Source organism: Enterobacter cloacae complex sp. HYC042_NIDB (assembly GCF_056673315.1).
The window spans coordinates 1,703,892-1,728,613 of the sequence record NZ_CP109650.1 but is presented as its reverse complement, the minus strand read 5'-3'; the positions used below and the strand labels follow the sequence as shown (position 1 = coordinate 1,728,613).

Sequence of the window (24,722 nt, the reverse complement as noted above, 5' to 3'; positions counted from 1 at the left end):
CAATAATGCGATATCATTATTCTCAGTTTGGAACTAATCATTCAATTTCGAACTCATCTATTTTCACTTCGAGATCCAGACTGGTCGTAAACCCGTTATCCGGGCTGACGGTGTGAGTCAGCGTCGTGATGGTCCACTCCGCATCATCAATCGGCTGCTTAAAGCCGCTAACCTTCACTGGCATTTCGGTGTAGAGATCTGCCCGGCCTTCTGCGAGCTGCAGAGAGAAAGACGCCACACCGCGCTGCAGACGCTCCCACTGCGTTTTTGCGGCACGCTCAGCATTAGCGCGGTTGGCATAGGTCCAGTTGAGAACCAGCACATTTTCATCGGTTCCCACCAGATAATCACCCTGCCTCGCTTCCGGCTCTTTGGGCGCAGCAGTTTTCTTGCGGCGACGCTTCACCTGCGTGGTCTCTTTCTTCTTAGGCTCCCGCGTATGCAACCAGCTGGCAATAACGCCAGTGTAGGCTCCACGATCCGCCAGGGTGAACCGGTGTCCATCTCCAGCTTTACAGCTGATGGTGATAACCGGCAACGGTTTACCGGTGGCCGTTCTCCCCTGCCCCTGGCGGATAAACAGCAGATGCCCGTCCTTCACTTAAGCAATAGCCCCGCACTGGCGCGCCAGTTTCATCAGAAAACTCGCATCGCTCTCGTTGGTCTGGTCCAGGTGATCCAGCGCTTTGTCCGTCAGGTCTTTGCCCACCGCCAGTTTCAGGTTGTGGCGGACGGCAATCTCTTTCACCACCTCGCCCACAGCGGTCTGGTGCTAGGACTTTTCACGCCGGGTGTTCAGGGTTTCCCGAAAATCCGCGCTGCGGGCGCGTATGGTCAGCCGGTCAGGCGCTGCGGAGTGCTCAATCTCATCCACGGTAAAGCCTCCTTTCGGGAACAGCGGCCGTCCTTTCCAGCCCAGCGCGAGGTGGATCACTGCCCCTCGACGCGGCAGCACAATCATCCCGTCCGCGTAATCCAACTCCAGATCGAGCAGGTCCGCTTCAAAGCCCCGGTTATCCGTCAGCGTCAGACTCATCAGGCGCGCGTCCATCACCGTCGTCACGTCTTTGCCTTCGATAGTGTGATGCTGAAGTCCGGGCTTTTGCTTTTCAGGTCCGGCAGAGCGCTGTTCAGATTCATGACAGAAGCCCTCCCGCCATATTTTTCACCTTGCCAATCGCCGAGGCCGCCGTGTCCTGCAGGTTGCTGAGCTGATCGCTCAGGCTGGCGAACATATCAGACAACGACTAATCTATCCGTTTAAGGGTCAGCATGAATTCAATTCGCCGCGGCATCCCACTTTCGAAAAACTCCGTTTTGGTCTGGCTCAGACTCTCGATCACAAACATGCCGTAGATTGAGGAATTTAATGATTGGCTAGGTGAGGATTTAATCACATTCAAAACATATAATTTCGCTTGAAATTAGGAATCAGCCCCGTGAAAATGCAAACCAATTTCAGTGGGGCCATCCTCATTTACTCAACTTCTTCATAATAAATTTCCCATTGGTCATTCATTCCAACAACTTGTTTTTCCTCGTAAGTATATTGAACTCTATCAATTTCAATTACTTTAGACGTCCCCTCTATAAACTCCATATCCGAAGGATTAAAAACAACCAAATTTTTGCCTTCACCGACTGTACTTGAAAACTGAATACCATCGTACCCTTCCTTTCTTATACAATCGGATATGAGTTGTGACACACTATATCTCCCTTCCAATGAAGGTGGGGTTGCAGTATTAAAAATACCCGCCATTTTAGCATATGGAACCATAGCTAACAGACTGTCATCGTCCTCAGTGAACCCTAAGAAATTCGGATGCGAAAAATCGAATACCTTTAATGCCCTTGCAACTCTAAAGGTTCCAATTGAAACAACATCAGTTGGATGCGGTCTAACTTCCGCAATCGCGGTATAGCTATCTGTCGCACAATAAAGATATGACACCCCTACTCTATTGGCCCTGCCAGACGTTGCTTTTAATGGAGGCACCGCTCCTATTTCCTTATCTTTAAATGGAACAAATATTTTCTTTCCTTCACGGCTGAACTCTTGAATGGCGACTTTATAGCCAGCAGTTCCAACTCTTGCCCTATAAACTACTGAGCTACCCTCAATAGTCTTAGCGAAGTTATTATCATAGCTGTTGATAATACTACTTAACTCATCTTCAAAATCGTGATAGTTTCTTTCTGAAAGCTTTTTCGATAACGACTCTAAAAATGGCTGATGTGAATTCTTAATAGACATATATGGCATGTTATACATCCCATCATCTCCATATCCTGCAAAGAGATTAATTTCATTATCTACATAAAAACCCATACCCCACAATTCGCCATCAAGGTCTCCAAAAGCATCATCTTGCGTCTGTATATCCTTAGCAAAGATGAAATCATCAGCCAATAGAAAACCCGTGAAATTATCACCACCAAAATGAGTATTATAATCAACTTCATCATAATTATATCTCACTATAGCCTTCAGCAAGTTATGTACTTCAAGTGATTCAGTATTTAAACAAATATGATCTGAACCACAAAAAGCGCAAGTACCATGAATGTTTTGTAAACGCATTAAGTTTTTAACATTTGATTCGATAATATGACTTTCGCAAATAAACATTGTTATCCCCTTAATCACCTCTTAGATACTCATTATTGCCGTTTAGGACTGCGCGCGCAATCGTATCCCCGCCACGTCTATCCGCTTTATGCAGTGGTTTTCATGCGCCTGCATGACATATGTAAGAGCCCCCCAGTTCCTTCGGGCATCAGCGAAAAAGAACTCCAAACTATCATGCGATCTCATGCGCCATATGAAGTTTTCCTGGCACAGCCTTGGATTGGGATAACACCTAGCTCAGGAAGATTTTTTGTGTGGTTGCAACCCATACCAAGAGTTTACCAATCCATGTTTGCGGCATTGTCCAACTCACGAGTTAAGTAATTAACAAATAAATCCATATCCCTTTCTGATTTCATCGCCTCCGCATAGGTTCCATTAATTACGTAAGATAGTATTAAAGGACATCCAGATTCAATATAAATTTTTGCTGGGGATAGGTCTCCCTGCCACAAACCTTCAAGGAAATCGGTAATTAATTGCATAGCTTCAGGTGCCAAAAAATGCACACCATTTCCAAACTTGAAACGTTCTTTATTTTCTCGATGCGGCAGTAATAGTGGCACAGCCCCTACACTTGAGTGAAATTCCAATGCTTGCCCATCCTTACCAAAGGCACCATGGGCTACAAAATTACGCACCTGTTTTCTGAGTTTAAGTAAACGATCATAGAATGATTTTAGACTGGAAGAGTTAATATCAATGGCTAATTTGAATTTCTCCCCCCATTCTTTTCCAACTTTATCAGCCACATCATTCCCATTTCTTATCTCACCTTTTAAGATTGCAATAAGAATGAAAACATGCTCGGTCCAATTGAAAAATGACTCAATTGCAGACATTGCTAACCACATAGCCTCTCTTCGAAGTTCAATTACCTTATTTGATTGTTCAAAAGAGGATTGTAACAGGGTGAAAAAATTATGAGAATTAAACTCACTATCAACTTCCAGTTTAGACTCTTGGCCAGCAGCAGCTTCATCAAGCTTCAGTTTATACAGACCTAAAAAATAGCAAAACCTATCATATAGGGAATTAGCATTGTTATTAACATTTAGATTTGAAGTCTTTGCAGCATTGTCTGCAAGCGAGTCAAAAAATTTCGTAGCAGCTTTAACCCCTGCGCAAATATGTCTCAAAACAGTTCTAGCTTGCTCTATATCATCCTCACTCTTGATAATTATATCTAAACCAAGTTTACGATGTTCTATAATTACGACAACCCCATCAATCCGGACTGGGATAGAAAAAGAAATCTTCTCATCAATCCCACGATTTTTAAATTTCAGTAAATCTACCAAAAGAAAATAAACGAGATAATAAGGAGGTAATGAGTCTCCCAAACCCGAGCGCTTACCCCAAAAATATTCATCACGCTTGGCAGACTCCATTGTCCCTATGACTCTTCGGACGCGCTCTTCAACTTTAGCCAGATCCATTCCCCACACCACCTTTCAATATCACTACGGGTATAAAGCCAATGAAATTGATTAAATACAGCGTAGATAATAGGCAATTTACTACTGTTTACAAGAGCTTTCTATTTCAATCCCTAGTTGACGTTACTGACGCTAAAATCAAGTTCTCACGCCAGCAACGTTCCTGCTGCTAACCGGGAAGTTCCATCAAGCGGTTGTATTCATGAGCACGAATCTTCGCCATCAGCTCATCCGTTAACTCAGAAACCCACTGGATAGCCAGCCGCTTTTCTTCGTCGTCACACTCACAAGCCACTACAAGCTTGATAAAAAAATCAATGCGCTGGAGCTTCAACGACTCCAAAAATAGTCCTGCATCTTCCCTCCTATCGATACAGCCGGATAAATAAACTGCGTATATATCCACTGTTAATACATACAGCATAGAAGAAATTCCCGGATGTAAAATGCTTTTTTGCTTTCAATGATATACCTCTGAGAGAATGCAATAACCACCTGCCCTGGAAGCTGCTCAGGAATACCAATGCCGCCATTTGTCATCTTCCTGCAGGCGCTGGTTGCGGTAGAAAAGACGTTACCCGCTGAACTCACTATATCTTTCGATCGTGACATGGGGAGTGATGAGATTAATTGAAATCTTAGGTCTCATAATGCAACATTCCTCGTTTAGCAATGATTAGTCAGGATGAATACTGATCGCTTGTATTTTGTGAACACGATAAACACACGATCACATCATGAAATCGTCAAGGTAAAAGTCCCCCTGGAGTGACCATGAATTTGGAAAAAGGCGGCAGTGGAGCCATAGAGCGTATGGTTGAAGCCTATAGTTTCAAGACAAGGCAAGCTTTATGTGATCATTTAGGACTTTCAAAGAGCACACTAGCAACACGCTACATGCGTGATTCATTGCCTGCAGAATGGGGGATTCAATGTGCACTTGAAACGGGTATCTCGCTTGAATGGTTGATGAAGGGGCACGGAATAAAAGAAAGTTCGCAAAATGTCAACCATATGAACATCGAGCTCTCAAGACTTGAGGACGCCGATTTACGCAGCGTCGGCTGGAAGTTATTTGATCCTACAATGTTCTCAAAAGCACTTGTAAATCCCATATTAGTTAAAGGAAAAGAAAATTTATTTTTATGTGATAAAAGCAACTCTGATATTAGGGATCGGCTTTGGCTTATTGAAATCGACCAGCCTGTCTCATTAAAAGAAATCACAATACTTCCTAATCAGCAAGTTCAAGTCCATTCATCGAATGGTGCATTTGAATGCGCCATAGCAGAGCTTAACTTTATTGACCAAGTTAAATTAAAAAATTCATCATACTAGGGTAGACTGATGGAAAACTCATACTTTGATAAACATGAAATAAAAAAAATCATCGGACAAGTTCGACGCAGTAGCATTTTAAGAGATTCAAATCAATATCAGGGAAGTCTTTATCGCGACCTTGTAAAGACATTCGAGAAATATCAAAAATTTATTCTTGAGTGTGAAGGTTACGGCCCTTTATCACAAAACTTAAAAAACAATCGCACTTTAGTATGTGAATTATGCAATGCATTATTAGAGGTTATGCAGGCTTTTTTAACAGGCGATGTACGTAGAGCATACAATATTTTCAGCGATATGCTTGATAGACAAGAAGTAATCGATTGTTTTAACTTTATATCTAAACCTCTTGGTGAATGGGCCAGGCCAGAAAGACCGCTATACCGCGTAAGGGCTAGTAGTAGACCATTAGAATACAGAGAGGATATTTTTCACATCCCCTTTAACATGAGACATTTGGTACAAACCCAGCGCTATTCTGTTGCAGGTTTGCCATGTTTATATTTAGGGACATCATTATATATATGCTGGCAAGAGGTAGGCAAACCTGATTTTGATAAACTATACGTTTCAGCATTATATGCAACCTCTGCAGCTAAAGAGTTAAACATTCTAAACTTTGCTTATAACTTAAATACTTTGGCAGATTATAGATTTCTTAATGCGTTGAATGATGAATATAAAAACGATGATGATATAAATAACATATTATTATCCCATCTAATTCTCTGGCCTTTAGTTGCATCATGTAGTTATATAAAAAACAATGAATCTGGGGCATTCAATCAAGAATATATTATTCCTAACCTACTGATGCAAAAAATTGCCTCAGAAAGATTAAACAACATATCAGGCATAGCATATCTTTCAACAAAATCAGTTAAAAATACGAATGCCAACCTAGGGGTAAACATAATAATACCCCCAAAATCCGACTTTGAAGAAATGCAAAATAATAAATACTGCTCAGTCTTATCTAATGGTTTTTTAATGACTACGCCTATTTCATGGCAACTATTAGAAGCATTAACCTACGATTATAAAGTTAATAATGGCTTATCCCTAACGAAGAAAATTGAAAATATTCATGAAACTTTGATGGATGATTATCATTTCACAACATTTTATAAACTTGAAGAAAAACTTAAGGATAAATTCCAGTTCAGAGCCTTAAATTCTTCTCGCATTGTTTAATGCTTGAAAAACATACATTAACCACTGTTCAAAAATACAGTAAATGTAGTCCTCAGACATGAGGTCTTTTTTATGACAGTACGAAAACTCGACACAGGAAAATGGATTGCGAATGCTACCCCACCGGACGTAGTGGGCGTCATGTGCGTAAGCAATTCTCCACCAAAGCGGAAGCGCTGGCATTTGAGCACCATACGATGAATGAGGCAGAGGCCAAGCCCTGGCTGGAAGAATTGGTAGACCGTCGGACTCTGAAAGATGTGGTTGAACTCTGGTTCAAAGTGCACGGCAAATCCCTGACTGCTGGCGAGCATGTTTACGACAAACTGCTCTTGATGGTCGATGCACTCAGAAACCCTCTCGCTACAGATCTCAGTTCAAAATTGTTCGCGCATTACCGTAATAAACGCTTAACGGGTGAAATTACTTTAGCGACAAGTGGAAGAAGGGTGCCAGCCCGGTAATTATCAACCTTGAGCAAAGCTACCTTAGCGGCGTTTTTAGCGAGCTGGCCCGGCTAGGTGAATGGACAGCGCCGAACCCGCTGGAGAAAATGCGCAAATTCACCATCGCAGAAAAGGAGATGGCCTGGCTCACGCATGAACAAATTACTGAGCTTTTGTACGACTGCAACCGCCAAAGTCCCCTGCTCGCACTGGTCGTTAAAATCTGTCTGAGCACCGGGGTACGCTGGCGTGAAGCTGTAAACCTCACACGATCTCAGGTCACTAAGTACCGAATTACGTTTGTCAGGACAAAAGACAAAAAGAACCATAGCATTCCGATCAGCAAAGAGCTGTATGCGGAAATCATTGCCCTTGACGGCTTCAGGTTCTTTACCGACTGTTATTTCCAGTTTTTACCTGTGATGGATAAGTCCTCTATCATACTGCCGCGCGGACAGCTTACCCACGTTCTACGCCATACGTTCGCAGCACATTTTATGATGTCCGGCGGAAACATACTTGCCCCGCAAAAAATCCTGGGGCACCACGACATAAAAAATGACCATGCGCTATGCTCACCTGTCCCCGGATCACTTGGAAACAGCACTGCGTTTCAACCCAAAAGCTATAATGGTTACATGAATTATTTTGTAGGGTAGTAAATTGTTACCAATAGAATCAGTACGTTAACATACTGAGCCATCTTGTAGATTAGCTGGTCGATTCTCTCGGGGAGGGTACTTCCATCCCAAGTTTGCAAGCTCCAACCGCCTCTTCCGATAGTGACTGTCAGCGCAATGTATGCTGAGGCTGCTTTAATGGTGTTCATCATTGAAAATTCGAACCGCCATAACGACCAAATCACAACCATTGCAGCGGCGAAAAACAAGAAATTAAATTTTGCAGCGGAACGTAGTTTTTTTCTTAAGTGACATGAGGATTCGATGAAGCTAGGGACAAGATACTCATCTGGGAAAAGTTTCCTGACGAACCATTCAAACCCCTTGCGGGAGGAAAATAGCATCAGTATTGAGGCAATAAAGAGTTTCATGGCTCATTCCAGTAGCCCTGTAATAGGAGAGCCATTATAAACTTCACCGAAAGCAATGGCTAAGTAACAAATGCCAAGTGGCGACAAAGTGGCGGCAGAGGTTGGCATTGCCCCGTAATCGCCACCCCTTACAACCAATCTAACTTATTGATTATCATGAAATAATTATTTTCACAAGCCCGTTTATAATTGGTTTTTTTGTTGCCTGAAATTCCCGTACCTCTCACCTCTGCTTCTCTGCTTCTCTGCTTCTCTGCTTCTCTGCTTCTCTGCTTCTCTGCTTCTCTGCTTCTCTGCTTCTCTGCTTCTCTGCTTCTCTGCTTCTCTGCAGCAACCAAAACATATATGATTAAACGCATATAAACTTTTAAACCTCAGGAACTCCCATGCTCCACCCACTCCACCTCTTCAAAACCCTCTCCGACGAAACGCGGCTCGCCATCGTCATGCTGCTCCGTGAAGCGGGCGAGCTGTGTGTCTGCGATCTCTGCTCCGCCACCAGCGAACCGCAGCCGAAAGTCTCCCGCCACATGGCCTTGCTGCGCGAGTCCGGGCTGGTTATCGATCGTCGCGAGGGCAAATGGATCCATTACCGTCTCTCTCCCAACATGCCGGCATGGGCGGCAGCCGTTATCGACACCAGCTGGAACTGCCTGCGGGAAGAGACGCGCATGAAGCTGAAAAACCGACTCCCGGGCTCATGCTAATCAAAACATATTCATAAAATCAGATATAACGGAGTAAGCGATGTTTCTGGCAGGGGCAATTTTTCTGTTTACGCTGGTACTGGTCATCTGGCAGCCCAAAGGGCTCAGTATCGGCTGGAGCGCGACCATTGGCGCCGTGCTGGCGCTGGCCAGCGGGGTAATTCACATTAACGATATACCTGTGGTCTGGAATATCGTCTGGAACGCCACGGCGACGTTTATCGCCGTCATCATTATCAGCCTGCTGCTGGATGAGTCCGGCTTTTTCGAATGGGCGGCGCTGCACGTTGCCCGCTGGGGAAACGGTCGCGGGCGATTGCTGTTTACTTATATCGTGCTGCTGGGTGCGGCCGTGGCGGCGCTGTTTGCCAATGACGGCGCGGCGCTGATCCTGACGCCTATCGTCATCGCCATGCTGCTGGCGCTGGGGTTCAGCAAGCAGGCCACGCTGGCGTTTGTGATGGCGGCAGGTTTTATCGCCGATACCGCCAGCCTGCCGCTGATTGTCTCCAACCTGGTCAACATCGTGTCGGCAGACTTCTTTAAGCTGGGGTTCAGCGAATACGCCTCGGTGATGATCCCCGTTGATATCGCCGCGATTGTCGCAACGCTGGTGATGCTGCATCTTTTCTTCCGCAAGGAGATTCCCCCGGAATATGACCTGGCGAAACTTCAGGAGCCCGCGCGGGCCATTCACGATCTCCCGACGTTCAGAACGGGCTGGATCGTGCTGCTGCTTCTGCTCGTTGGCTTCTTTGTGCTTGAACCTCTCGGCATTCCGGTCAGCGCCATCGCCACCGTCGGCGCGCTGATTTTATTCGCTGTCGCAAAACGGGGACATACAATAAACACCGGAAAAGTGCTGCGCGGCGCTCCGTGGCAAATTGTTATTTTCTCGCTCGGGATGTATCTGGTGGTGTATGGCCTGCGCAATGCCGGGCTGACGGATTATCTTACTGGCGTGCTGAATAGCCTGGCCGGACACGGACTGTGGGCCACCACGCTGGGGACCGGGTTCATCACCGCGTTTCTGTCATCCATAATGAACAATATGCCCACGGTGCTGATTGGCGCGCTCTCCATTGAGGGCAGCATGGCGACGGGATTGCTCAAGGACGCGATGATTTACGCCAACGTGATTGGCTGCGATCTGGGGCCGAAAATCACGCCTATCGGCAGCCTCGCCACCCTGCTCTGGCTCCACGTGCTGGCGCAGAAAAACATGACGATAACCTGGGGCTACTATTTCCGGACGGGCATCATCATGACGCTGCCGGTCCTGTTTGTGACGCTCGCCGCGCTGGCGCTACGTCTCTCCTTCACACTGTAATGAGCCACTGATATGAGCCACATCACCATTTACCACAACCCAGCCTGCGGCACCTCGCGCAATACGCTGGAGATGATCCGCAACAGCGGTACGGAGCCAGAGATTATTCTCTATCTGGAAACCCCGCCGTCGCGCGATAAGCTGACCACCCTGATTGCCGATATGGGGATTTCGGTGCGGGATCTGCTGCGCAAAAACGTGGAGCCCTATGAACAGCTCGGCCTGGCCGAAGGTATCTTCACCGACGACCAGCTTATCGACTTTATGCTGCAATACCCGATTCTGATTAACCGTCCGATTGTGGTCACGCCGCTGGGCACCCGCCTGTGCCGCCCGTCTGAAGTTGTCCTCGACATTCTGCCGAACGCGCAGAAAGGTGCGTTTACGAAAGAGGATGGCGAAGCCGTCGTGGACGCCAGCGGGAAAAAAATCGAACACAGGTAAAACAGGCAGGGCGAGTGATGCCTAAGGGTTCCCCTCGCCCGCAATTCTCCCCACCATCGCCCGAATTTCCTCCCGGCTTAATGGCTCTCGGTCAGTCACATAGTGCAGCGTCATCCCTTCGATAAACGCGTCTAGCGCGCGGGTGGTGACCGGGTCGAACCACTGCTCCAGCGTGGTCTGGCTCATTTTCATCCAGTCCTGCATCACCGTTTTGAGCGCCGCGCTTCGGTGCATAAAGGCGTAAAGCTGATACATCAGCGCCATGTTGTGCGGCGTGGTCACCTGCGAGCTGTGGATCAGGGTGGTAATGGATTCACACGCCATATCCGGCCCGGTGACGCCCGCGAAGAAATCCCGGTACTGCTGCGACATCTGCCGGGTAAACCACGTGAAGGCCTCCTCCAGCAGCGGCTCCATGCCGTCGAAATAGTAGGTCATCGACCCCAGCGGCACGCCCGCGCAGGTGGCGATTTTGCGGTGCGTGACGGCGTGAATACCGTGTTCGGCAATGGTGTCCAGCGTCGCCTGGAGAATTTTTTCACGTCGATGCGGATCGTTCGGTGGTCTGCTCATAAATCCCTCACCTGGTTTGTGTACAAATGTACACAAACTTGCTAGTGTTGTCGCTACTGTTGTACTTCTGGTGCTACCCCAATGACGCTGACCTCTTCCCGCAACGCCCTGCGACTACGCATGTGGGCATTGTTTATGTTCTTCTTTATTCCCGGTCTGCTGATGGCCTCCTGGGCCACACGTACGCCCGCCATTCGCGACATTTTGTCCGTCTCCACCGCGGAGATGGGCATCGTGCTGTTCGGCCTGTCGATAGGCTCCATGAGCGGCATTCTCTGCTCCGCGTGGCTGGTAAAGCGCTTTGGCACGCGGGCGGTGATCCGCACCACCATGTGCTTCGCGGTAATTGGGATGATCGTGCTAAGCGTCGCGCTGTGGTTTGCTTCGCCGGTGCTGTTTGCCCTGGGGCTGACGGTATTTGGCGGCAGCTTCGGCTCGGCAGAGGTTGCGATTAACGTTGAAGGGGCGGCGGTCGAGCGCGAGATGAACAAAACCGTGCTGCCCATGATGCACGGCTTTTATAGCCTCGGTACGCTCGCCGGCGCGGGCGTCGGGATGGCGCTGACGGCCTTTGGCATGAGCGCGAATCTGCATATCCTGCTGGCGGCGCTGGTATGCATCATTCCGATCCTGACCGGCATTCGGGCGATCCCGAACGGTACCGGCAAGAATTCCGCTGAAGAACAGCATTCGACGGAAAAAGGGCTGCCCTTCTACCGCGATTTCCAGCTGATGCTCATCGGCGTGGTGGTGCTGGCGATGGCCTTCGCGGAAGGTTCTGCCAACGACTGGCTGCCGCTGCTGATGGTGGACGGCCACGGCTTTAGTCCGACCTCCGGCTCGCTGATTTACGCCGGGTTTACGCTGGGGATGACCGTCGGGCGCTTCACCGGCGGCTGGTTTATCGACCGCTACAGCCGCGTGGCGGTAGTGCGCGCCAGCGCCCTGCTCGGCGGCCTGGGTATCGCGATGATCGTCTTTGTGGACGTGGACTGGATTGCCGGGGTCTCGGTGATCCTCTGGGGTCTGGGCGCGTCGCTCGGCTTCCCGCTGACTATTTCGGCCGCCAGCGACACCGGCCCGGATGCCCCGACCCGCGTCAGCGTTGTGGCGACCACAGGCTACCTCGCCTTCCTGGTCGGGCCGCCGCTGCTCGGTTTCCTCGGTGAGCACTACGGGTTGCGCAGCGCCATGCTGGTGGTGTTAGGGTTGGTGATTATCGCGGCGCTGGTGGCGCGCGCGGTGGCAAAGCCGGAAACGGAACAAACGTCAATGGAGAAGGGATATGAGCGTTAAACTGATCGCCGTCGACATGGATGGCACATTCCTGAGTGATGCCAAGACCTATAACCGCCCGCGCTTTCTGGCGCAGTATGCGCGCATGAAGGAGCAAGGCATTCGCTTTGTGGTCGCCAGCGGCAACCAGTATTACCAGCTGATCTCCTTCTTCCCGGAGATCGCGCATGAAATTGCCTTTGTTGCCGAAAACGGCGGCTGGGTGGTCGATGCCGGGGAAGATGTGTTCAACGGCGAGCTGACAAAAGCGCATTTCAGCACCGTGGCCACCGTCTTAAACGATGTTCCCGGCATTGAGATTATCGCCTGCGGGAAAGGCAGCGCCTACACGCTTAAAGCCTATGACGATGCCTTCATTGATATCGCGTCAAAATATTATCACCGTCTCGAAAGGGTGCAGGATTTCAACAGCCTGAACGACATCTTCTTCAAGTTCGGGCTCAACGTTTCCGATGACGAAATTCCGCGCATTCAGGCGCTGCTGCATGAAAAGCTAAGTGACATTATGGTGCCCGTCACCACCGGTCACGGCAGCATTGACCTGATTATCCCCGGCGTGCATAAAGCCAACGGCCTGCGGATCCTGCAAACGCGCTGGGGCATCGAGGACAGCGAAGTGGTGGCATTTGGTGACAGCGGCAACGACGTGGAGATGCTGCGTCAGTCCGGGTTCAGCTTTGCGATGGCAAATGCCAAACCGCATATTAAAGCGGAGGCGCGCTTTGAAGCACCGCATAATAACGAGGAAGGCGTTTTAAACGTGATTGAGAAGGTGTTGAACGGGGAGGCACCGTTTAATTGACCGCGTGCGGTCTGGCGGCCTCGCCCCTCACCCAGGCCCTCTCCCCAATGGGGAGAGGGAAAAAAGATTATGGTTGCAGGGCGTTTCCGACGCGTTTGTCCTTCAGGAACACCACCATCAGGCCAACCCACAGCGCGCCGTTGGCGAGGTTAAACAGGCTGAACAACCCGTTGCCGCCCAGCGCGTAAGCGTGCTTGCTCACCTCGATACCGACGGTAAAAATCAGCATCTGCAGCATGCCCATCGCCGCAGAGACCGTACCTTTACTCATCTCGCTCGCAAACAGGGTCAGGCGCACCAGGCCAGCGTTCGCCACGCCAATTCCGAAGGCATAAATGCTCAGCCCCGCCGTCATCCACAGGTAGGCGTGGGATGACGCGACGGTCGCTACCGCAGCCAGAATCAGCCCTGCCGCAATCGGCCAGCCGCCCATGATAATCAGTGAACGCACGGTGCGGCGAGACGTCAGACGGGCCAGCACCAGGTTACCGATAATCAACGCGCCAAAGATCGGCACCTGCAGCAGGCCGTACTCGTAGCTGCTGAGCTTTTCACCGCTGATGATAATAACCGGTGACTGCGCGATCCACGCCAGCAGAGGCAGGCTAACGAATCCGGTCGCCAGCGCCCCCGCCACAAAGCGGCCATTTTGCAACACTGCTTTGTAATCCCGGCCCAGCTCTTTCAACGAGAGTTTTTCGCCCAGACGGGTAGCCGTTTCTGGCATCGCGCGGTGCAGGCCGAAGAACGCGATGGCGGCGAGAACAGCAAAGAGCACAAACATCCCTTCCCACGGCGCAACGTGCACCCACGCGGCCCCCACCAGCGGCCCGAGTAAGGGGGCGATCAGCGCCACGTTAGCCATCAGCGCGGTAATTTTGATACACACCGCCTCCTCAAACGACTCCTGGATGGCGGCATACCCCACGGCACCGATAAAACACAGGCTCACCCCCTGCAGGAAACGCAACAGGGTAAATTGTTCAATGTTTTGCGCCAGCAGCGTGGCGAGGCAGGTAACGATAAACCACACCACGCCCGTCAGCATCACCGGACGGCGGCCAATACGATCCGACAGCGGGCCTAACAGCCACTGCAAAAACATGCCGCCAGCCAGATAGGCGGTCATGGAGGTCGGCACCCACTCGATTCCCGCGTTGTACTGCTCCACAACGGCCAGCATACCGGGCTGGATCATATCGTTGCCGATATAGGTAGAGAATTCGTAGAGCACCAGACACAGAGGGAAAAGCAACGCCTGACGACCCAGACGTGAACCAGAAGAAGAACGGTTTAACATGCAATCTCTTTATAATGACAAAATCGCGACGAGTTTAATGAAATGCCGTAATCCGAGATAGTGATTTATCGAGGAGAAACAGAAATAAAGCACATATCGTCTTCGTTTAAGGTTTCCTTAAGTTGACAGATTTATGATAGCGCGATTACTCGTCACTGATCCCTAATTATGGCACTCACTTCCAGCCGTTCAGAATTGTCTAACTTACAGACTAATAAGACAAAACAACTTTACCGCTTATCGTCCCGCTTTTATGGTTATCAGCTTTTGGTGCTAGTAGCGCTTGCCGTGGTGTTTACGTGGCTATCGCGCCATGAAGCGCTCGACAGATGGATCACCGGTTTTTGGTATGACGCGGCGACACAGACTTTCCCGCTGCAGAAAGACCACCTGCTGGATCTGCTGAACCATCGTCTGGCGAAGTACATTGCGATTGCCTTAGGCGCCGGGGCGCTGCTTTACGGCGCTTACAAACGTAACGCAAGGCTTGTCACAGCCGCGCTGCTGATGGGGCTTGGCGCGCTGGTGGTTGGCGTGCTGAAAAGCATCAGCCACCACAGCTGCCCGTGGGATCTGGTGGAATATGGCGGTAAGGCCGTGTCTTACCCCCTGTTCAGCGCCGTTCCGGCAGACAGCGGCCCGGGCCGCTGCTTCCCGGGTGGCCATTCTTCCAGCGGCTTTATGGTGATGGGGCTGTTTTTTGCCTTCTGGCGCGAGCGTCCGCGTCTCGCCTGGAGCTTTGTGGTCCTTGGCGCGGTTCTGGGTCTGGCGATGGGCTTCGGCCAGGTGATGCGCGGGGCACATTTTTTCTCTCACAACCTGTGGGCCGGGTGGTGGGTCTGGTTTTCCCAGGTGGCGGTCTACGGGCTGGTTTCCACCCGGTTTGCAAAAGAGTGATTACGCTATGCTAGAGAATCTGAATTATCAGCTGTTTTATCTGATCAACGCCACCCCGGCCTCGCCAGAGTGGATGATTGATTTTGCCACCTTTCTGGCGAAAGACCTTATCAGCATCGTGCCTGCGCTGGCTGCCATTCTCTGGCTGTGGGGGCCGCGCAGCCAGGTTAAGGCTCAGCGCCAGCTGGTGATCAAAGTCGCGATGGCGCTCGGGGTAAGCGTGCTGGTCAGCTATCTTCTCGGCCACGCGTTCCCGCACGATCGTCCTTTTGTCGATCACATTGGCTACACCTTCCTGCACCACGCGCCGGATGACTCTTTCCCGAGCGATCACGGTACGGTGATCTTCACCTTCGCGCTGGCTTTCCTGTTCTGGCATCGCCTGTGGTCGGGTGCGGTGCTGATGGTGGCCGCTGTGGCTATCGCCTGGTCGCGCGTCTATCTTGGCGTCCACTGGCCGCTGGATATGGTGGGCGGTTTCCTGGTGGGGCTGATTGGCTGCGTGAGCGCGGCTATCCTGTGGAGCCTCATCGGTGAGGCACTCTATCGTGGTCTCTCCACCCTCTATCGCGCCATTTTTGCCATCCCGATCCGCAAGGGCTGGATACGTGACTAACCCCAACCGGACAGGTTACACTGAGCCCCCGCCCTGCGGGGGCTCACTTTTTTATCCCGAGGAACTATGGAAACACGACGCGATGACCGCATTGCTCAGCTGCTGCAGGCGCTGAAGCGCAGCGATAAGCTGCATCTGAAGGAAGCCGCCAACCTCCTCGGCGTCTCAGAGATGACCATTCGTCGCGATCTGAACAGCGACAGCGCCCCCGTGGTACTGCTGGGCGGGTACATCGTCCTTGAGCCGCGCAGCGCCAGCCATTATCTGATCAGCGACCAGAAGACGCGTCTGGTTGAAGAGAAGCGCAAAGCCGCGCGTCTTGCGGCCACGCTGGTTCAGCCGCACCAGACGCTGTTTTTTGACTGCGGCACCACCACGCCGTGGATTATCGAAGCCATCGACAGCAGCATTCCCTTTACCGCCGTGTGCTACTCCCTGAACACCTTTCTGGCGCTTCAGGAGAAACCCGAGTGCCGGGTGATCCTCTGCGGCGGCGAGTTTCACGCCAGCAACGCCATCTTTAAACCGCTTAACCTGCAGGACACGCTTAGCAATTTATGCCCGGACATCGCGTTTTATTCTGCCGCAGGCGTGAACGTGCGCCAGGGTGCAACCTGCTTTAATCTGGAGGAGCTGCCGGTGAAGAACTGGGCGTTAAATGCCGCGCAGTATCATGTGCTGGTGGTCGATCACAGCAAGTTTGGCAAGGTGCGTTCGGCAAGAATGGGTGAGCTGGCGCAGTTTGACGCCATCGTCAGCGATTGCCGCCCCGATGACGAGATTGTGGCCCATGCAAAGGCACAGCAGGTGAAGTTGATGTATTGAGGTTATGCCGGGTAAGCGCAGCGCCACCCGGCATAAAACTTAACTAAACCAGCTGCCAAACCAGCTATGGAATTTCATCAACACGAAATCCCACATCCGGCTGAAGAAGCCGCCCTCTTCCACCGCTTCCATCACAATCAGCGGACGCTGTTCAATCGACTTACCGTTTAGCTGGAAATCAATCGTCCCGACTACCTGGCCTTTTTTCAGCGGCGCGGTGAGCTGCGGGTCGGTCAGGGTATAGCTTGCTTTCAGGTTTTTCAGCTGACCGCGTGGAATGGTCACGGAACCGGCCTCACCCGCCCCCAGATTCACCTCGCTCTTGTCACCAAACCAGACGCGCTGGCTGACGAACGTGGCATCCGGTTTAATCGGCGTCACGGTTTCATAGAAGCGGAAGCCCCAGGTCAGCAGTTTTTCTGACTCGTTAAAGCGGATGCGGTCAGTTTTGGTGCCCAGCACCACCGAGATCAGGCGCATGTCGCCCTGCGTCGCGGAGGCCACCAGGTTGTAGCCCGCGCCGGCCGTGGTGCCGGTCTTCATTCCGTCCACGTTAACGTTGCTGCTCCACAGCAGGCGGTTGCGGTTCGGCTGGCGAATTTTGTTGAAGGTAAACTCTTTCTCTTTGTGGATGGCGTATTCATCCGGCACGTCGTGGATCAGCGCTTTTCCCAGCAGCGCCATGTCGCGCGCGGTACTGAACTGTCCCGGCGCATCCAGGCCGTGGACCGTTTTGAAGGTGGTGTTGGTTAAGCCGAGCTTTTGCGCATAGCCATTCATCAAACCAATGAAAGAATCCTGACTGCCGGCAACGTAGTCGGCCAGCGCGATACACGCATCATTTCCCGACTGAATGATTACCCCTTTGTTCAGATCGGAGACGGAGACCTGATCGCCTGGCTTCAGGAACATCACCGACGAGCCCCGCAGCGCCGGGTTGCCGGTCGCCCAGGCATCCTTCCCGATGGTGACCATATCGTCCAGCTTGATCTTGCCCGCTTTTAACGCCTGCCCGACCACATAGCTGGTCATGATTTTGGTCAGGCTGGCCGGATCGAGTTTCTCATCCGCATTGCCTTCCGCCAGCACCTTACCGCTGGAATAGTCCATCAGGATCCAGGCGCGCGCGTCCACAGGCGGCGCTTCGGGCGCAGCCTGTTCAGCCGCGTAGAGTGTTGGTGCAAACAGGAAAAGGAGCGCAGAGCCTGCCGCCAGGCTGCGCAGAGAAGTCATTTTTCGCGTCATAAATGCCACCCGAGTGTCCATTCAAAAATTACGTCACATCACCGTGTCGCAAGAAGCGATGAGTAATAGCGCACTAAAACGGTTAAAGAAACCCAACGAGGGTAAAGTTATTAAAGTTTATGCAATAACATTCATTTACGCTTTGATTCAGGCGATTTTTTTGTCTTCTGTTGCGTAATTGTTAGGTTTATCTCACCATGGCAAAAAGCCGACCCGGATTCACACTCATCAGGAGTAAATATGATTACGCTGTGGGGCAGGAATAATTCAACCAACGTGAAGAAAGTGCTCTGGACGCTGGAGGAACTGGATTTACCGTTTAACCAAATCATGGCTGGCATGTCGTTCGGCGTGAACAAAGAGGCCGACTATCTGGCGATGAACCCGAACGGCCTGGTGCCGCTGCTGCGCGATGACGAAACAGACGCAACCCTTTGGGAGTCCAACACCATTGTGCGTTACCTCGCCGCCCAGTACGGTCTTGGCCGCCTGTGGGTCGAAAACCCGGCGCAGCGCGCGCAGGGTGAGAAGTGGATGGACTGGGCAAATCAGACGCTCTCTCCCGTTCACCGCGTGATCCTGATGGGGCTGGTGAGAACTCCTGAAGCCGAGCGCGACTACCCCGCCATTCATGCCGCGCAGGATGCCTGCGAAAACCTGTTTGCGATGATGGACGATGAGCTGGCGAAGCACGCCTGGTTCTCCGGCGATACGTTCGGCGTGGGGGACATTGCCGTAGCGCCGTTCGTCTGGAACCTGACCAACCTCGGTCTGAAATGGACGCCGCGTCCGAACCTTGACCGCTGGCTTAAGCAGCTTAGCGAGCGCCCGGCGTACCGTAACGTGGTGATGATCCCGGTCACCTGATTACGCACCGGACGGGCTGACTTTTAACAGCTGCCCGTCCGTTTCGTCAGTCAGGACATACAGATAGCCATCCGGCCCCACCCGCACGTCGCGAATACGTTGCTCCCGGTCGCCCAGGATCCGCCCGTCCTCCGTCACCTTATTGCCGTCCACGCTCAGCACGATAACGTCCTTTTCCTTCAGCGCCCCGATAAACAGCTTGTTTTTCCACTGCGGGAACACGTCGCTATTATAGAACGCCATGCCGCTGACCGCGGGCGACACTTTCCAGACAAACAGCGGCTTTTCGGCTCCCTCAACGTGCTCGCCTTTGGCTTCCGGGATTTTCAGCCCGCTGTAGTTAATGCCGTGCGTTGCCAGCGGCCAGCCATAATTTTTGCCCTTCTCCGGGATGTTGATTTCATCCCCGCCGCGCGGGCCGTGCTCGTTCAGCCACAGCGTGTCGCTCCACGGGTTCATCGCCATCCCCTGCGGGTTACGAATGCCGTAGGACCAAATTTCCGGCCGCGCGCCGGAGGTGTTCACAAAGGGGTTATCCGGCGGCACTTTACCGTCTTCGGTGAGGCGCACCACTTTACCCTGCAGCTTGTCCAGATCCTGCGCCGTCGGGCGCTGGTTGTTCTCGCCGAGTCCAATAAAGAGATACCCTTTGCCGTCGAACACCAGTCGCCCACCAAAATGGTTACCGGTAGAGAGTTTCGGCATCTGGCGGAACACCACCTGGAATCCCTCGATGCGGGAAAGATCGTCGCTCAGGCGACCATAGCCCACCGCCGTTCCGGCCTTGCCGTCACGCCCGGCTTCGGCGTAGCTCAGCCAGACGCGGCGCGACTTTTCAAAATCAGGCGCCAGCACAACGTCCAGCAGTCCTCCCTGGCCGTTCGCCCACACCTTCGGCACGCCGACAATGGGATCGGAAAGTCCTTTCCCGGCCTGCCAGCGCTTGAGCTGCCCGCCCTTAAGAGTGACCAGTAAACCGTCATTACCCGGCAGGAACGCCATCGACCAGGGGTGATCGAGTCGGTTTTGCAGCACCTCAACCTTTACCGCCTCTGGCGCAGCAAGAAGCGAAAACGGAATAAACAATGCAGGCAGGAAAATCAACGAGGATCGAGGCATAAAGCGCTCCTTTTTCGGCATATGGCATAAAGATTAGCCATTACCTCCGGGCGCGTTACCACTTTTACAAAAGCTTAATCAGAAGGGGGAGTTGCCTCCCCCCGAACTCAGTGCTGTGCAAGCGTCTCGTGCTTGTTAAGACACATGATGCAAAGAGAGAGCGTTGTCAGGCAGTTTTCAAGCTTCTCCGCGTTAACAGCGATAAAAGTCGGGCAGTCGTGGCGTCCGTTCATCAAACATACCCCTGCAATGGAGAGCACCTCAGCGGCGCGACGCAGCGCCATCAGCTCGCATTCATCGTATTCCGCCTTCAGGGTCGGTGCTTTTTCACGCATGAAATTACACAGTTCAAACAGATTATCACGCAGATGTTCGCTTTCGCTGACTGACATATAGCCCTTTGCCTTCCTGAGCTGCAGATAGGCGGCCAGGTCGATTCGGGCGTTGATCAGCTTGTTAAGCAGATCGCGTTTCAGTCTGTCAACGGACATGCTATTTCCTCCTCTGTCAGCCATGTTGCACATTCAGAATAAGGTCATTTTTTGTACAGTTTAATGCCTGAGATCAATTATTCTTAACTGATTAACATTATTTACAATGTTACAACCTCGGCCTGGCGCATCCGCCTTGCAAAGAGTGTATAAATCCCCCGCGATACGCTGTAAAATCCCGCCCTGATAACTCCATAATTGATGAATTTTTAACCTATGAGCAATGTTACGCACCAGCCGAAAATCGGCTTCGTCTCCCTGGGCTGCCCGAAAAACCTGGTGGATTCAGAACGCATCCTGACCGAACTGCGCACCGAGGGCTATGACGTGGTGCCAAGCTACGACAACGCCGATATGGTGATCGTTAACACCTGCGGGTTTATCGACAGCGCGGTCCAGGAGTCACTGGAAGCCATCGGTGAAGCGCTGACCGAAAACGGCAAAGTGATTGTTACCGGCTGCCTGGGCGCGAAAGTGGACCAAATCCGCGAAGTGCACCCAAAGGTGCTGGAGATCACCGGCCCGCACAGCTACGAGCAGGTGCTGGAACATGTTCATCACTACGTGCCAAAACCAAAGCACAACCCGTTCCTGAGCCTGGTGCCGGAACAGGGCGTGAAGCTGACGCCGCGTCACTACGCCTACCTGAAAATTTCTGAAGGCTGCAACCATCGCTGCACCTTCTGCATCATCCCGTCGATGCGAGGCGATCTGGTGAGCCGCCCGATTGGCGAAGTGCTGGCGGAAGCGAAACGTCTGGCCGATGCGGGCGTGAAGGAGCTGCTGGTCATCTCCCAGGACACCTCAGCTTATGGCGTGGACGTCAAACACCGCTCCGGTTTCCACAACGGCGAGCCGGTGAAAACCAGCATGGTGGGCCTGTGCGAGCAGCTGGCTAAGCTCGGTATCTGGACACGTCTGCACTACGTTTACCCGTACCCGCACGTTGACGACGTCATCCCGCTGATGGCGGAAGGCAAAATTCTGCCGTACCTGGACATCCCGCTGCAGCACGCCAGCCCGCGTATCCTGAAGCTGATGAAACGCCCTGGTTCCGTTGACCGCCAGCTGGCGCGCATCAAGCAGTGGCGTGAAATCTGTCCGGATCTGACCCTGCGCTCCACCTTTATCGTCGGCTTCCCGGGTGAAACCGAAGAAGACTTCCAGATGCTGCTCGACTTCCTGAAGGAAGCGCGCCTGGACCGCGTCGGCTGCTTCAAATACAGCCCGGTGGAAGGCGCTACCGCCAACGAGCTGGCGGATCAGGTGCCGGAAGAAGTTAAGGAAGAGCGCTGGAACCGCTTCATGCAGCTGCAGCAGCAGATTTCTGCTGAACGTCTGCAGGAGAAAGTGGGCCGCGAGATCATGGTTATCATCGACGAAGTAGACAAAGAAGGCGCGATTGGCCGCAGCATGGCGGACGCCCCTGAAATCGACGGCGCGGTGTACCTGAACGGCGAAACCAACGTTAAGCCGGGTGATATTATTCGCGTCAAAGTTGAAAACGCGGACGAGTATGACCTGTGGGGTAGCCGGGTTTAATCTACCCTCTGAATAACGACTGATGTCGTTGCGCTTATCGGGCATAACCCGGGCCCGATAAGCTCTTGCGGTCAGGGTAGTACAATGACCGCAAACGCGCTGGGAAAGTAGTGCAACGGCAGGTTGTCTATGCTTTTGTTGAGGCGTTTGCTGTAATAATTAGATTGCGCTTTTTTGGCTCAGCCTGCCAAAAAAGCGAAACAGGTCATAATCATTTCTCAAGCTAAATTTACGCATAATCAAATATTTATGAACTGTAACTGTTTTATAGGTGATATTCATTTTCGTCGCGACCTCCTGAAACGAATATCCCTCATTCAAACTGGTAATTATCTCAAGCTGGGTGAGAGATAACGAAACATGTTTACATCCGAGGCATGATTTATATCCTTGAAATTCCTGAATCTCTATCCATGTTTGCCAGGCAACATAAAGTTTTCGCGTGATTTCACGCAGCGGTTCGCGCCGCAGGATATAGACTATATCGGCAAAGCAGGATGGCGAAATTCTGGAATCATCTTCCTCATCTACTAAACCAATTATTATACCCTTTTGCCGCGCGCGGAGTTCCGGCAGACAGATGTAACGTTCACCCTTGTAAAGCGAAAGAATAATCACATCCGCGGTAGCAATATTATCCGATGTATAGTCGGTGGTAAATTCAACGTGACGATCAAACCGTTTACAGAAAAAATCGCTTAGAAAGTACTTCATACCTCTTCGAAACAGGAGGTCCGGATCATTTATCAAAATCTTTAGCATGTTCAAACCGGTGTATAGCTGATATAGAATTGTTCTTCAGGCCACATAAATCCCTGGAGAAAATGGCTTCCACTCTCCTCGGCTATTTCATAATGCTGGCTATTTTCCACTCCTTCCACGAGCACGAATTGAACGTATCGGGCGCAATCTGCAATCAGCGTGCTTAAGGATGAGGGCTCTTCCAGTACTACGCTTTTATCAATTTTGACGCCGTCGAATCGCGCCAGCTCATCGGCTAAATCGCTGAACTGATCCGGTTTGATATCATCCAGCCAAAGCTCTGCTCCCATTGATTTGATCATCCTGGCATGGGCGTTAAACGCCTGGCGTTCAGAGCAGGACAGCGATATAAATCCGTGCGGATCCTGGACTTCAAGAACAATCCCCTCCCGTAGCCAGGGCAGAAGGCATTGAACAGCCTGTAAAGAGCAAAGCAGTCTGGCAGGAACGTTTAAATAATAACGTTTTTTGTTTTTCATCTTATAAATAATCTGCAACTGCCAGCACAGGATATTCATACAGGTTTGATCCGATTGAGAAGCAAAGTACTGCTCATGATTAATCCCGGGCTGCAATAAACTTAATATCTCCCAGGCTTTAATTGCTTTTTCAGCCACGGAATAAATAGGTTGAAAACGTATTCCGCGTACCGCGTTTTCAAAGGATAAACGATAAGGCATAGTGCACCTTTAAATAAATATCAGAGGTTTATTGCCGGAAAGTGATCTACTGCCAGGTAAAATCGACGTTTATGACCGACTGGAATGTCCCAGCGGTGGCACTGCCCTGCGGGGTAAACATTCTGGCCGACAGGAGGAATGAGGCTGAACGCGTGCTGATGTTAACGTTCTGAGCCAGCGAATCGCCCGGTGCAACTGTCTGGCTACGATCGCGGCTGGCGATCCGAAGCGCCGTGTTGTCACTGGTGCCGCTGTTTTTCCATGCGGTGGCGTCCTGGGTATCGGGCGTGCCGCTAACTATAGCCGTCACTTTGGTCGTTCCGGCCGGACAATTGGTGAGCAGCAGGTCGAAGTCCTGCCACTCCCCGCCTTCTCCTGCGGTTTGCAGATCCCGGCGTTGCAGAGTACCTAAATCCACAGTTTTGTTAACCGTATCGGTATCCACCGTACAGGGGCTGGCAACCACGTTACCGGTCAGCGTCAGCGACGCATCAGCATAGGATAGCCATGGCAACATCATCATGAATGCGCTGGCAAGCCATTTACGTTTAAGCATGTGAAATCTCCGTTGCGCTCCAGCAGGCTGGAGCGCATTCAGGCTATTGATATTCAAAGGTTGCCGTAACCACCGAGCTAATACTGCCTGGCATCACGCCGCCGTTCTGGGTATAAGCACGTGCCCGCAGTTTGTAGGTATAGGCATTACTGGCGATAGTTCCGGAAATCGTTTTGGTATTACCCAGTTGATCCCCTGCCTGACTTTGTACCTGAACGGCCAGGTTGGTTGCGGTGCCGGTATTACGATACATATCAGCCGGATTATTGAGATCGGCGGTGCCATGCATGGTCATAATGGCCTTCGTCGTTCCTGCCGGACAGCTGTTCAGGTTGATATCAAAATTGACCCAATCGGTGGCCGCACCTGCGGTTTGCAGCGATGACGCCTGGATATTTTGTCCAAGATCGACCGATTTCGTAATACTGTCACTGCTTACCTGACAAGGAGAGGCAATGACGTTGCCGGTAATATTCAGGGTGACCGGGTCGCCTGCCTGAGCGGAGGTATTCATCAACAGAACTATTGTTGCAGCGGCTAATACACTTAACTTTTTCATTTTATTTT

25 protein-coding genes and 4 pseudogenes are annotated in these 24,722 nt (G+C 51.4%); 13 read left to right on the top strand and 16 right to left on the bottom strand.

The window, feature by feature from the left end; translation table 11 throughout:
* Nucleotides 1–37 precede the first annotated feature (37 nt).
* The 5 genes and pseudogenes from OKF39_RS08215 to OKF39_RS08195 all read right to left on the bottom strand — a co-directional run bounded on the left by OKF39_RS08215 (nucleotide 38) and on the right by OKF39_RS08195 (nucleotide 4,428).
* Nucleotides 38–1,140, bottom strand: a pseudogene (locus OKF39_RS08215) (phage late control D family protein).
* Nucleotides 1,137–1,361, bottom strand: a pseudogene (locus tag OKF39_RS08210) (phage tail protein); the annotation flags it as partial. The pseudogenes OKF39_RS08210 and OKF39_RS08215, both read right to left, overlap by 4 nt.
* Before the next feature lie 116 nt (nucleotides 1,362–1,477).
* Nucleotides 1,478–2,632 (bottom strand): RES family NAD+ phosphorylase, encoded by a 1,155-nt coding sequence (locus tag OKF39_RS08205; RefSeq protein ID WP_248036676.1) that lies wholly within the window; start codon nucleotides 2,630–2,632, stop codon nucleotides 1,478–1,480.
* A gap of 278 nt (nucleotides 2,633–2,910) precedes the next feature.
* Nucleotides 2,911–4,071: a hypothetical protein gene (locus OKF39_RS08200; RefSeq protein WP_479983662.1), complete on the bottom strand. Its 1,161-nt coding sequence runs from the start codon at nucleotides 4,069–4,071 to the stop codon at nucleotides 2,911–2,913.
* A gap of 169 nt (nucleotides 4,072–4,240) precedes the next feature.
* Nucleotides 4,241–4,428: pseudogene (locus tag OKF39_RS08195) on the bottom strand (hypothetical protein).
* Nucleotides 4,429–4,845: 417 nt separating this feature from the next.
* Here OKF39_RS08195 and OKF39_RS08190 point away from each other — a divergent pair.
* The 3 genes and pseudogenes from OKF39_RS08190 (at nucleotide 4,846) to OKF39_RS08180 (ending at nucleotide 7,694) form a co-directional block, all read left to right on the top strand.
* Nucleotides 4,846–5,409: a phage repressor protein CI gene (locus tag OKF39_RS08190; RefSeq protein ID WP_473711655.1), complete on the top strand. Its 564-nt coding sequence runs from the start codon at nucleotides 4,846–4,848 to the stop codon at nucleotides 5,407–5,409.
* A gap of 9 nt (nucleotides 5,410–5,418) precedes the next feature.
* Nucleotides 5,419–6,606, top strand: coding sequence for a hypothetical protein (locus tag OKF39_RS08185; RefSeq protein ID WP_252051440.1), 1,188 nt, complete (start codon nucleotides 5,419–5,421; stop codon nucleotides 6,604–6,606).
* Between the two features lie 72 nt (nucleotides 6,607–6,678).
* A pseudogene (locus OKF39_RS08180) lies at nucleotides 6,679–7,694 on the top strand (phage integrase).
* A gap of 1 nt (nucleotide 7,695) precedes the next feature.
* On the opposite strand, the gene OKF39_RS08175 reads toward OKF39_RS08180, so the two are convergent.
* On the bottom strand, nucleotides 7,696–8,103 hold the full coding sequence (locus tag OKF39_RS08175; protein ID WP_248036685.1) for a hypothetical protein: 408 nt from the start codon (nucleotides 8,101–8,103) through the stop codon (nucleotides 7,696–7,698).
* A 128-nt stretch (nucleotides 8,104–8,231) separates the two neighbouring features.
* Nucleotides 8,232–8,462, bottom strand: a complete 231-nt coding sequence (locus tag OKF39_RS08170; RefSeq protein WP_479983661.1) for a hypothetical protein — start codon at nucleotides 8,460–8,462, stop codon at nucleotides 8,232–8,234.
* Nucleotides 8,463–8,489: 27 nt separating this feature from the next.
* On the opposite strand from OKF39_RS08170, the gene OKF39_RS08165 reads away from it, so the two are divergent.
* From OKF39_RS08165 to arsC, 3 genes are read left to right on the top strand one after another with little or no spacing between them, the layout of a single operon-like run.
* A complete protein-coding gene (locus tag OKF39_RS08165; protein ID WP_252051442.1) occupies nucleotides 8,490–8,810 on the top strand; it encodes a metalloregulator ArsR/SmtB family transcription factor in 321 nt (106 codons plus the stop codon).
* Nucleotides 8,811–8,850: 40 nt separating this feature from the next.
* Entirely contained in the window at nucleotides 8,851–10,140 is a 1,290-nt protein-coding gene (locus OKF39_RS08160) for an arsenic transporter (RefSeq protein ID WP_182035379.1), read from the top strand.
* 12 nt (nucleotides 10,141–10,152) lie between these two features.
* Entirely contained in the window at nucleotides 10,153–10,584 is a 432-nt protein-coding gene (gene arsC, locus OKF39_RS08155) for a glutaredoxin-dependent arsenate reductase (RefSeq protein ID WP_028012493.1), read from the top strand.
* A 21-nt stretch (nucleotides 10,585–10,605) separates the two neighbouring features.
* On the opposite strand, the gene OKF39_RS08150 is transcribed toward arsC, so the two are convergent.
* Entirely contained in the window at nucleotides 10,606–11,157 is a 552-nt protein-coding gene (locus OKF39_RS08150) for a TetR/AcrR family transcriptional regulator (RefSeq protein ID WP_479983660.1), read from the bottom strand.
* Nucleotides 11,158–11,238: 81 nt separating this feature from the next.
* Between OKF39_RS08150 and OKF39_RS08145 the strand changes: the two genes are divergently transcribed.
* Together OKF39_RS08145 and OKF39_RS08140 are read left to right on the top strand one after the other, a co-directional pair.
* Nucleotides 11,239–12,453, top strand: a complete 1,215-nt coding sequence (locus OKF39_RS08145; RefSeq protein WP_041910681.1) for an MFS transporter — start codon at nucleotides 11,239–11,241, stop codon at nucleotides 12,451–12,453.
* Nucleotides 12,443–13,255, top strand: coding sequence for a Cof-type HAD-IIB family hydrolase (locus tag OKF39_RS08140; RefSeq protein WP_059355492.1), 813 nt, complete (start codon nucleotides 12,443–12,445; stop codon nucleotides 13,253–13,255). The genes OKF39_RS08145 and OKF39_RS08140 overlap by 11 nt, the downstream gene beginning before the upstream one ends.
* Before the next feature lie 67 nt (nucleotides 13,256–13,322).
* On the opposite strand, the gene OKF39_RS08135 is transcribed toward OKF39_RS08140, so the two are convergent.
* Nucleotides 13,323–14,555 (bottom strand): MFS transporter, encoded by a 1,233-nt coding sequence (locus tag OKF39_RS08135; protein WP_047362755.1) that lies wholly within the window; start codon nucleotides 14,553–14,555, stop codon nucleotides 13,323–13,325.
* A gap of 168 nt (nucleotides 14,556–14,723) precedes the next feature.
* On the opposite strand from OKF39_RS08135, the gene OKF39_RS08130 reads away from it, so the two are divergent.
* The 3 genes from OKF39_RS08130 to deoR all read left to right on the top strand — a co-directional run bounded on the left by OKF39_RS08130 (nucleotide 14,724) and on the right by deoR (nucleotide 16,893).
* A complete protein-coding gene (locus OKF39_RS08130; protein ID WP_063942870.1) occupies nucleotides 14,724–15,452 on the top strand; it encodes a phosphatase PAP2 family protein in 729 nt (242 codons plus the stop codon).
* Between the two features lie 7 nt (nucleotides 15,453–15,459).
* A complete protein-coding gene (gene ybjG, locus OKF39_RS08125) occupies nucleotides 15,460–16,068 on the top strand; it encodes an undecaprenyl-diphosphate phosphatase (RefSeq protein ID WP_063942869.1) in 609 nt (202 codons plus the stop codon).
* A gap of 66 nt (nucleotides 16,069–16,134) precedes the next feature.
* Nucleotides 16,135–16,893 carry a DNA-binding transcriptional repressor DeoR gene (gene deoR / locus OKF39_RS08120; RefSeq protein ID WP_041910685.1) on the top strand — a complete coding sequence of 253 codons (759 nt, stop codon included), beginning with the start codon at nucleotides 16,135–16,137 and terminating at the stop codon, nucleotides 16,891–16,893.
* 39 nt (nucleotides 16,894–16,932) lie between these two features.
* On the opposite strand, the gene dacC is transcribed toward deoR, so the two are convergent.
* Nucleotides 16,933–18,138 carry a serine-type D-Ala-D-Ala carboxypeptidase gene (gene dacC / locus OKF39_RS08115; protein WP_045260004.1) on the bottom strand — a complete coding sequence of 402 codons (1,206 nt, stop codon included), beginning with the start codon at nucleotides 18,136–18,138 and terminating at the stop codon, nucleotides 16,933–16,935.
* A 240-nt stretch (nucleotides 18,139–18,378) separates the two neighbouring features.
* Between dacC and OKF39_RS08110 the strand changes: the two genes are divergently transcribed.
* Nucleotides 18,379–19,005, top strand: a complete 627-nt coding sequence (locus OKF39_RS08110) for a glutathione S-transferase family protein (protein WP_045259989.1) — start codon at nucleotides 18,379–18,381, stop codon at nucleotides 19,003–19,005.
* Here OKF39_RS08110 and OKF39_RS08105 read toward each other — a convergent pair whose 3' ends face one another.
* Complete coding sequence (locus OKF39_RS08105) at nucleotides 19,006–20,124, bottom strand: PQQ-dependent sugar dehydrogenase (RefSeq protein ID WP_048957049.1); 1,119 nt, start codon at nucleotides 20,122–20,124, stop codon at nucleotides 19,006–19,008.
* A 107-nt stretch (nucleotides 20,125–20,231) separates the two neighbouring features.
* Nucleotides 20,232–20,615: a biofilm formation regulator BssR gene (bssR, locus tag OKF39_RS08100; protein WP_048960862.1), complete on the bottom strand. Its 384-nt coding sequence runs from the start codon at nucleotides 20,613–20,615 to the stop codon at nucleotides 20,232–20,234.
* Between the two features lie 216 nt (nucleotides 20,616–20,831).
* Here bssR and rimO point away from each other — a divergent pair, with 216 nt between their 5' ends.
* A complete protein-coding gene (rimO, locus tag OKF39_RS08095; protein WP_479983659.1) occupies nucleotides 20,832–22,157 on the top strand; it encodes a 30S ribosomal protein S12 methylthiotransferase RimO in 1,326 nt (441 codons plus the stop codon).
* Between the two features lie 159 nt (nucleotides 22,158–22,316).
* Here rimO and OKF39_RS08090 read toward each other — a convergent pair whose 3' ends face one another.
* The 4 genes from OKF39_RS08090 to OKF39_RS08075 are packed head-to-tail and all read right to left on the bottom strand — an operon-like array spanning nucleotide 22,317 to nucleotide 24,714.
* Complete coding sequence (locus OKF39_RS08090) at nucleotides 22,317–22,871, bottom strand: helix-turn-helix transcriptional regulator (RefSeq protein WP_326432565.1); 555 nt, start codon at nucleotides 22,869–22,871, stop codon at nucleotides 22,317–22,319.
* Nucleotides 22,872–22,921: 50 nt separating this feature from the next.
* Entirely contained in the window at nucleotides 22,922–23,599 is a 678-nt protein-coding gene (locus OKF39_RS08085; protein ID WP_219258723.1) for an EAL domain-containing protein, read from the bottom strand.
* A 46-nt stretch (nucleotides 23,600–23,645) separates the two neighbouring features.
* Nucleotides 23,646–24,155 carry a fimbrial protein gene (locus OKF39_RS08080; protein ID WP_052685721.1) on the bottom strand — a complete coding sequence of 170 codons (510 nt, stop codon included), beginning with the start codon at nucleotides 24,153–24,155 and terminating at the stop codon, nucleotides 23,646–23,648.
* Between the two features lie 43 nt (nucleotides 24,156–24,198).
* Nucleotides 24,199–24,714, bottom strand: coding sequence for a fimbrial protein (locus OKF39_RS08075; protein ID WP_248037762.1), 516 nt, complete (start codon nucleotides 24,712–24,714; stop codon nucleotides 24,199–24,201).
* Nucleotides 24,715–24,722 lie beyond the last annotated feature (8 nt).

What these genes read in the sequence shown, in the direction of transcription:
- OKF39_RS08110 (WP_045259989.1), top strand. Translation starts at nt 18,379, where the DNA reads ATGATTACGCTGTGGGGCAGGAATAATTCAACCAACGTGAAGAAAGTG.
- OKF39_RS08175 (WP_248036685.1), bottom strand. Translation starts at nt 8,103, where the DNA reads ATGAAACTCTTTATTGCCTCAATACTGATGCTATTTTCCTCCCGCAAG.
- OKF39_RS08075 (WP_248037762.1), bottom strand. Translation starts at nt 24,714, where the DNA reads ATGAAAAAGTTAAGTGTATTAGCCGCTGCAACAATAGTTCTGTTGATG.
- OKF39_RS08080 (WP_052685721.1), bottom strand. Translation starts at nt 24,155, where the DNA reads ATGCTTAAACGTAAATGGCTTGCCAGCGCATTCATGATGATGTTGCCA.
- OKF39_RS08140 (WP_059355492.1), top strand. Translation starts at nt 12,443, where the DNA reads ATGAGCGTTAAACTGATCGCCGTCGACATGGATGGCACATTCCTGAGT.
- bssR (WP_048960862.1), bottom strand. Translation starts at nt 20,615, where the DNA reads ATGTCCGTTGACAGACTGAAACGCGATCTGCTTAACAAGCTGATCAAC.
- OKF39_RS08170 (WP_479983661.1), bottom strand. Translation starts at nt 8,462, where the DNA reads ATGCGTTTAATCATATATGTTTTGGTTGCTGCAGAGAAGCAGAGAAGC.
- OKF39_RS08160 (WP_182035379.1), top strand. Translation starts at nt 8,851, where the DNA reads ATGTTTCTGGCAGGGGCAATTTTTCTGTTTACGCTGGTACTGGTCATC.
- OKF39_RS08090 (WP_326432565.1), bottom strand. Translation starts at nt 22,871, where the DNA reads ATGAAGTACTTTCTAAGCGATTTTTTCTGTAAACGGTTTGATCGTCAC.
- OKF39_RS08105 (WP_048957049.1), bottom strand. Translation starts at nt 20,124, where the DNA reads ATGCCTCGATCCTCGTTGATTTTCCTGCCTGCATTGTTTATTCCGTTT.
- ybjG (WP_063942869.1), top strand. Translation starts at nt 15,460, where the DNA reads ATGCTAGAGAATCTGAATTATCAGCTGTTTTATCTGATCAACGCCACC.
- deoR (WP_041910685.1), top strand. Translation starts at nt 16,135, where the DNA reads ATGGAAACACGACGCGATGACCGCATTGCTCAGCTGCTGCAGGCGCTG.
- OKF39_RS08185 (WP_252051440.1), top strand. Translation starts at nt 5,419, where the DNA reads ATGGAAAACTCATACTTTGATAAACATGAAATAAAAAAAATCATCGGA.
- OKF39_RS08150 (WP_479983660.1), bottom strand. Translation starts at nt 11,157, where the DNA reads ATGAGCAGACCACCGAACGATCCGCATCGACGTGAAAAAATTCTCCAG.
- arsC (WP_028012493.1), top strand. Translation starts at nt 10,153, where the DNA reads ATGAGCCACATCACCATTTACCACAACCCAGCCTGCGGCACCTCGCGC.
- OKF39_RS08145 (WP_041910681.1), top strand. Translation starts at nt 11,239, where the DNA reads ATGACGCTGACCTCTTCCCGCAACGCCCTGCGACTACGCATGTGGGCA.
- OKF39_RS08190 (WP_473711655.1), top strand. Translation starts at nt 4,846, where the DNA reads ATGAATTTGGAAAAAGGCGGCAGTGGAGCCATAGAGCGTATGGTTGAA.
- OKF39_RS08135 (WP_047362755.1), bottom strand. Translation starts at nt 14,555, where the DNA reads ATGTTAAACCGTTCTTCTTCTGGTTCACGTCTGGGTCGTCAGGCGTTG.
- OKF39_RS08085 (WP_219258723.1), bottom strand. Translation starts at nt 23,599, where the DNA reads ATGCCTTATCGTTTATCCTTTGAAAACGCGGTACGCGGAATACGTTTT.
- OKF39_RS08130 (WP_063942870.1), top strand. Translation starts at nt 14,724, where the DNA reads ATGGCACTCACTTCCAGCCGTTCAGAATTGTCTAACTTACAGACTAAT.
- rimO (WP_479983659.1), top strand. Translation starts at nt 20,832, where the DNA reads ATGAGCAATGTTACGCACCAGCCGAAAATCGGCTTCGTCTCCCTGGGC.
- OKF39_RS08200 (WP_479983662.1), bottom strand. Translation starts at nt 4,071, where the DNA reads ATGGATCTGGCTAAAGTTGAAGAGCGCGTCCGAAGAGTCATAGGGACA.
- OKF39_RS08165 (WP_252051442.1), top strand. Translation starts at nt 8,490, where the DNA reads ATGCTCCACCCACTCCACCTCTTCAAAACCCTCTCCGACGAAACGCGG.
- OKF39_RS08205 (WP_248036676.1), bottom strand. Translation starts at nt 2,632, where the DNA reads ATGTTTATTTGCGAAAGTCATATTATCGAATCAAATGTTAAAAACTTA.
- dacC (WP_045260004.1), bottom strand. Translation starts at nt 18,138, where the DNA reads ATGACGCGAAAAATGACTTCTCTGCGCAGCCTGGCGGCAGGCTCTGCG.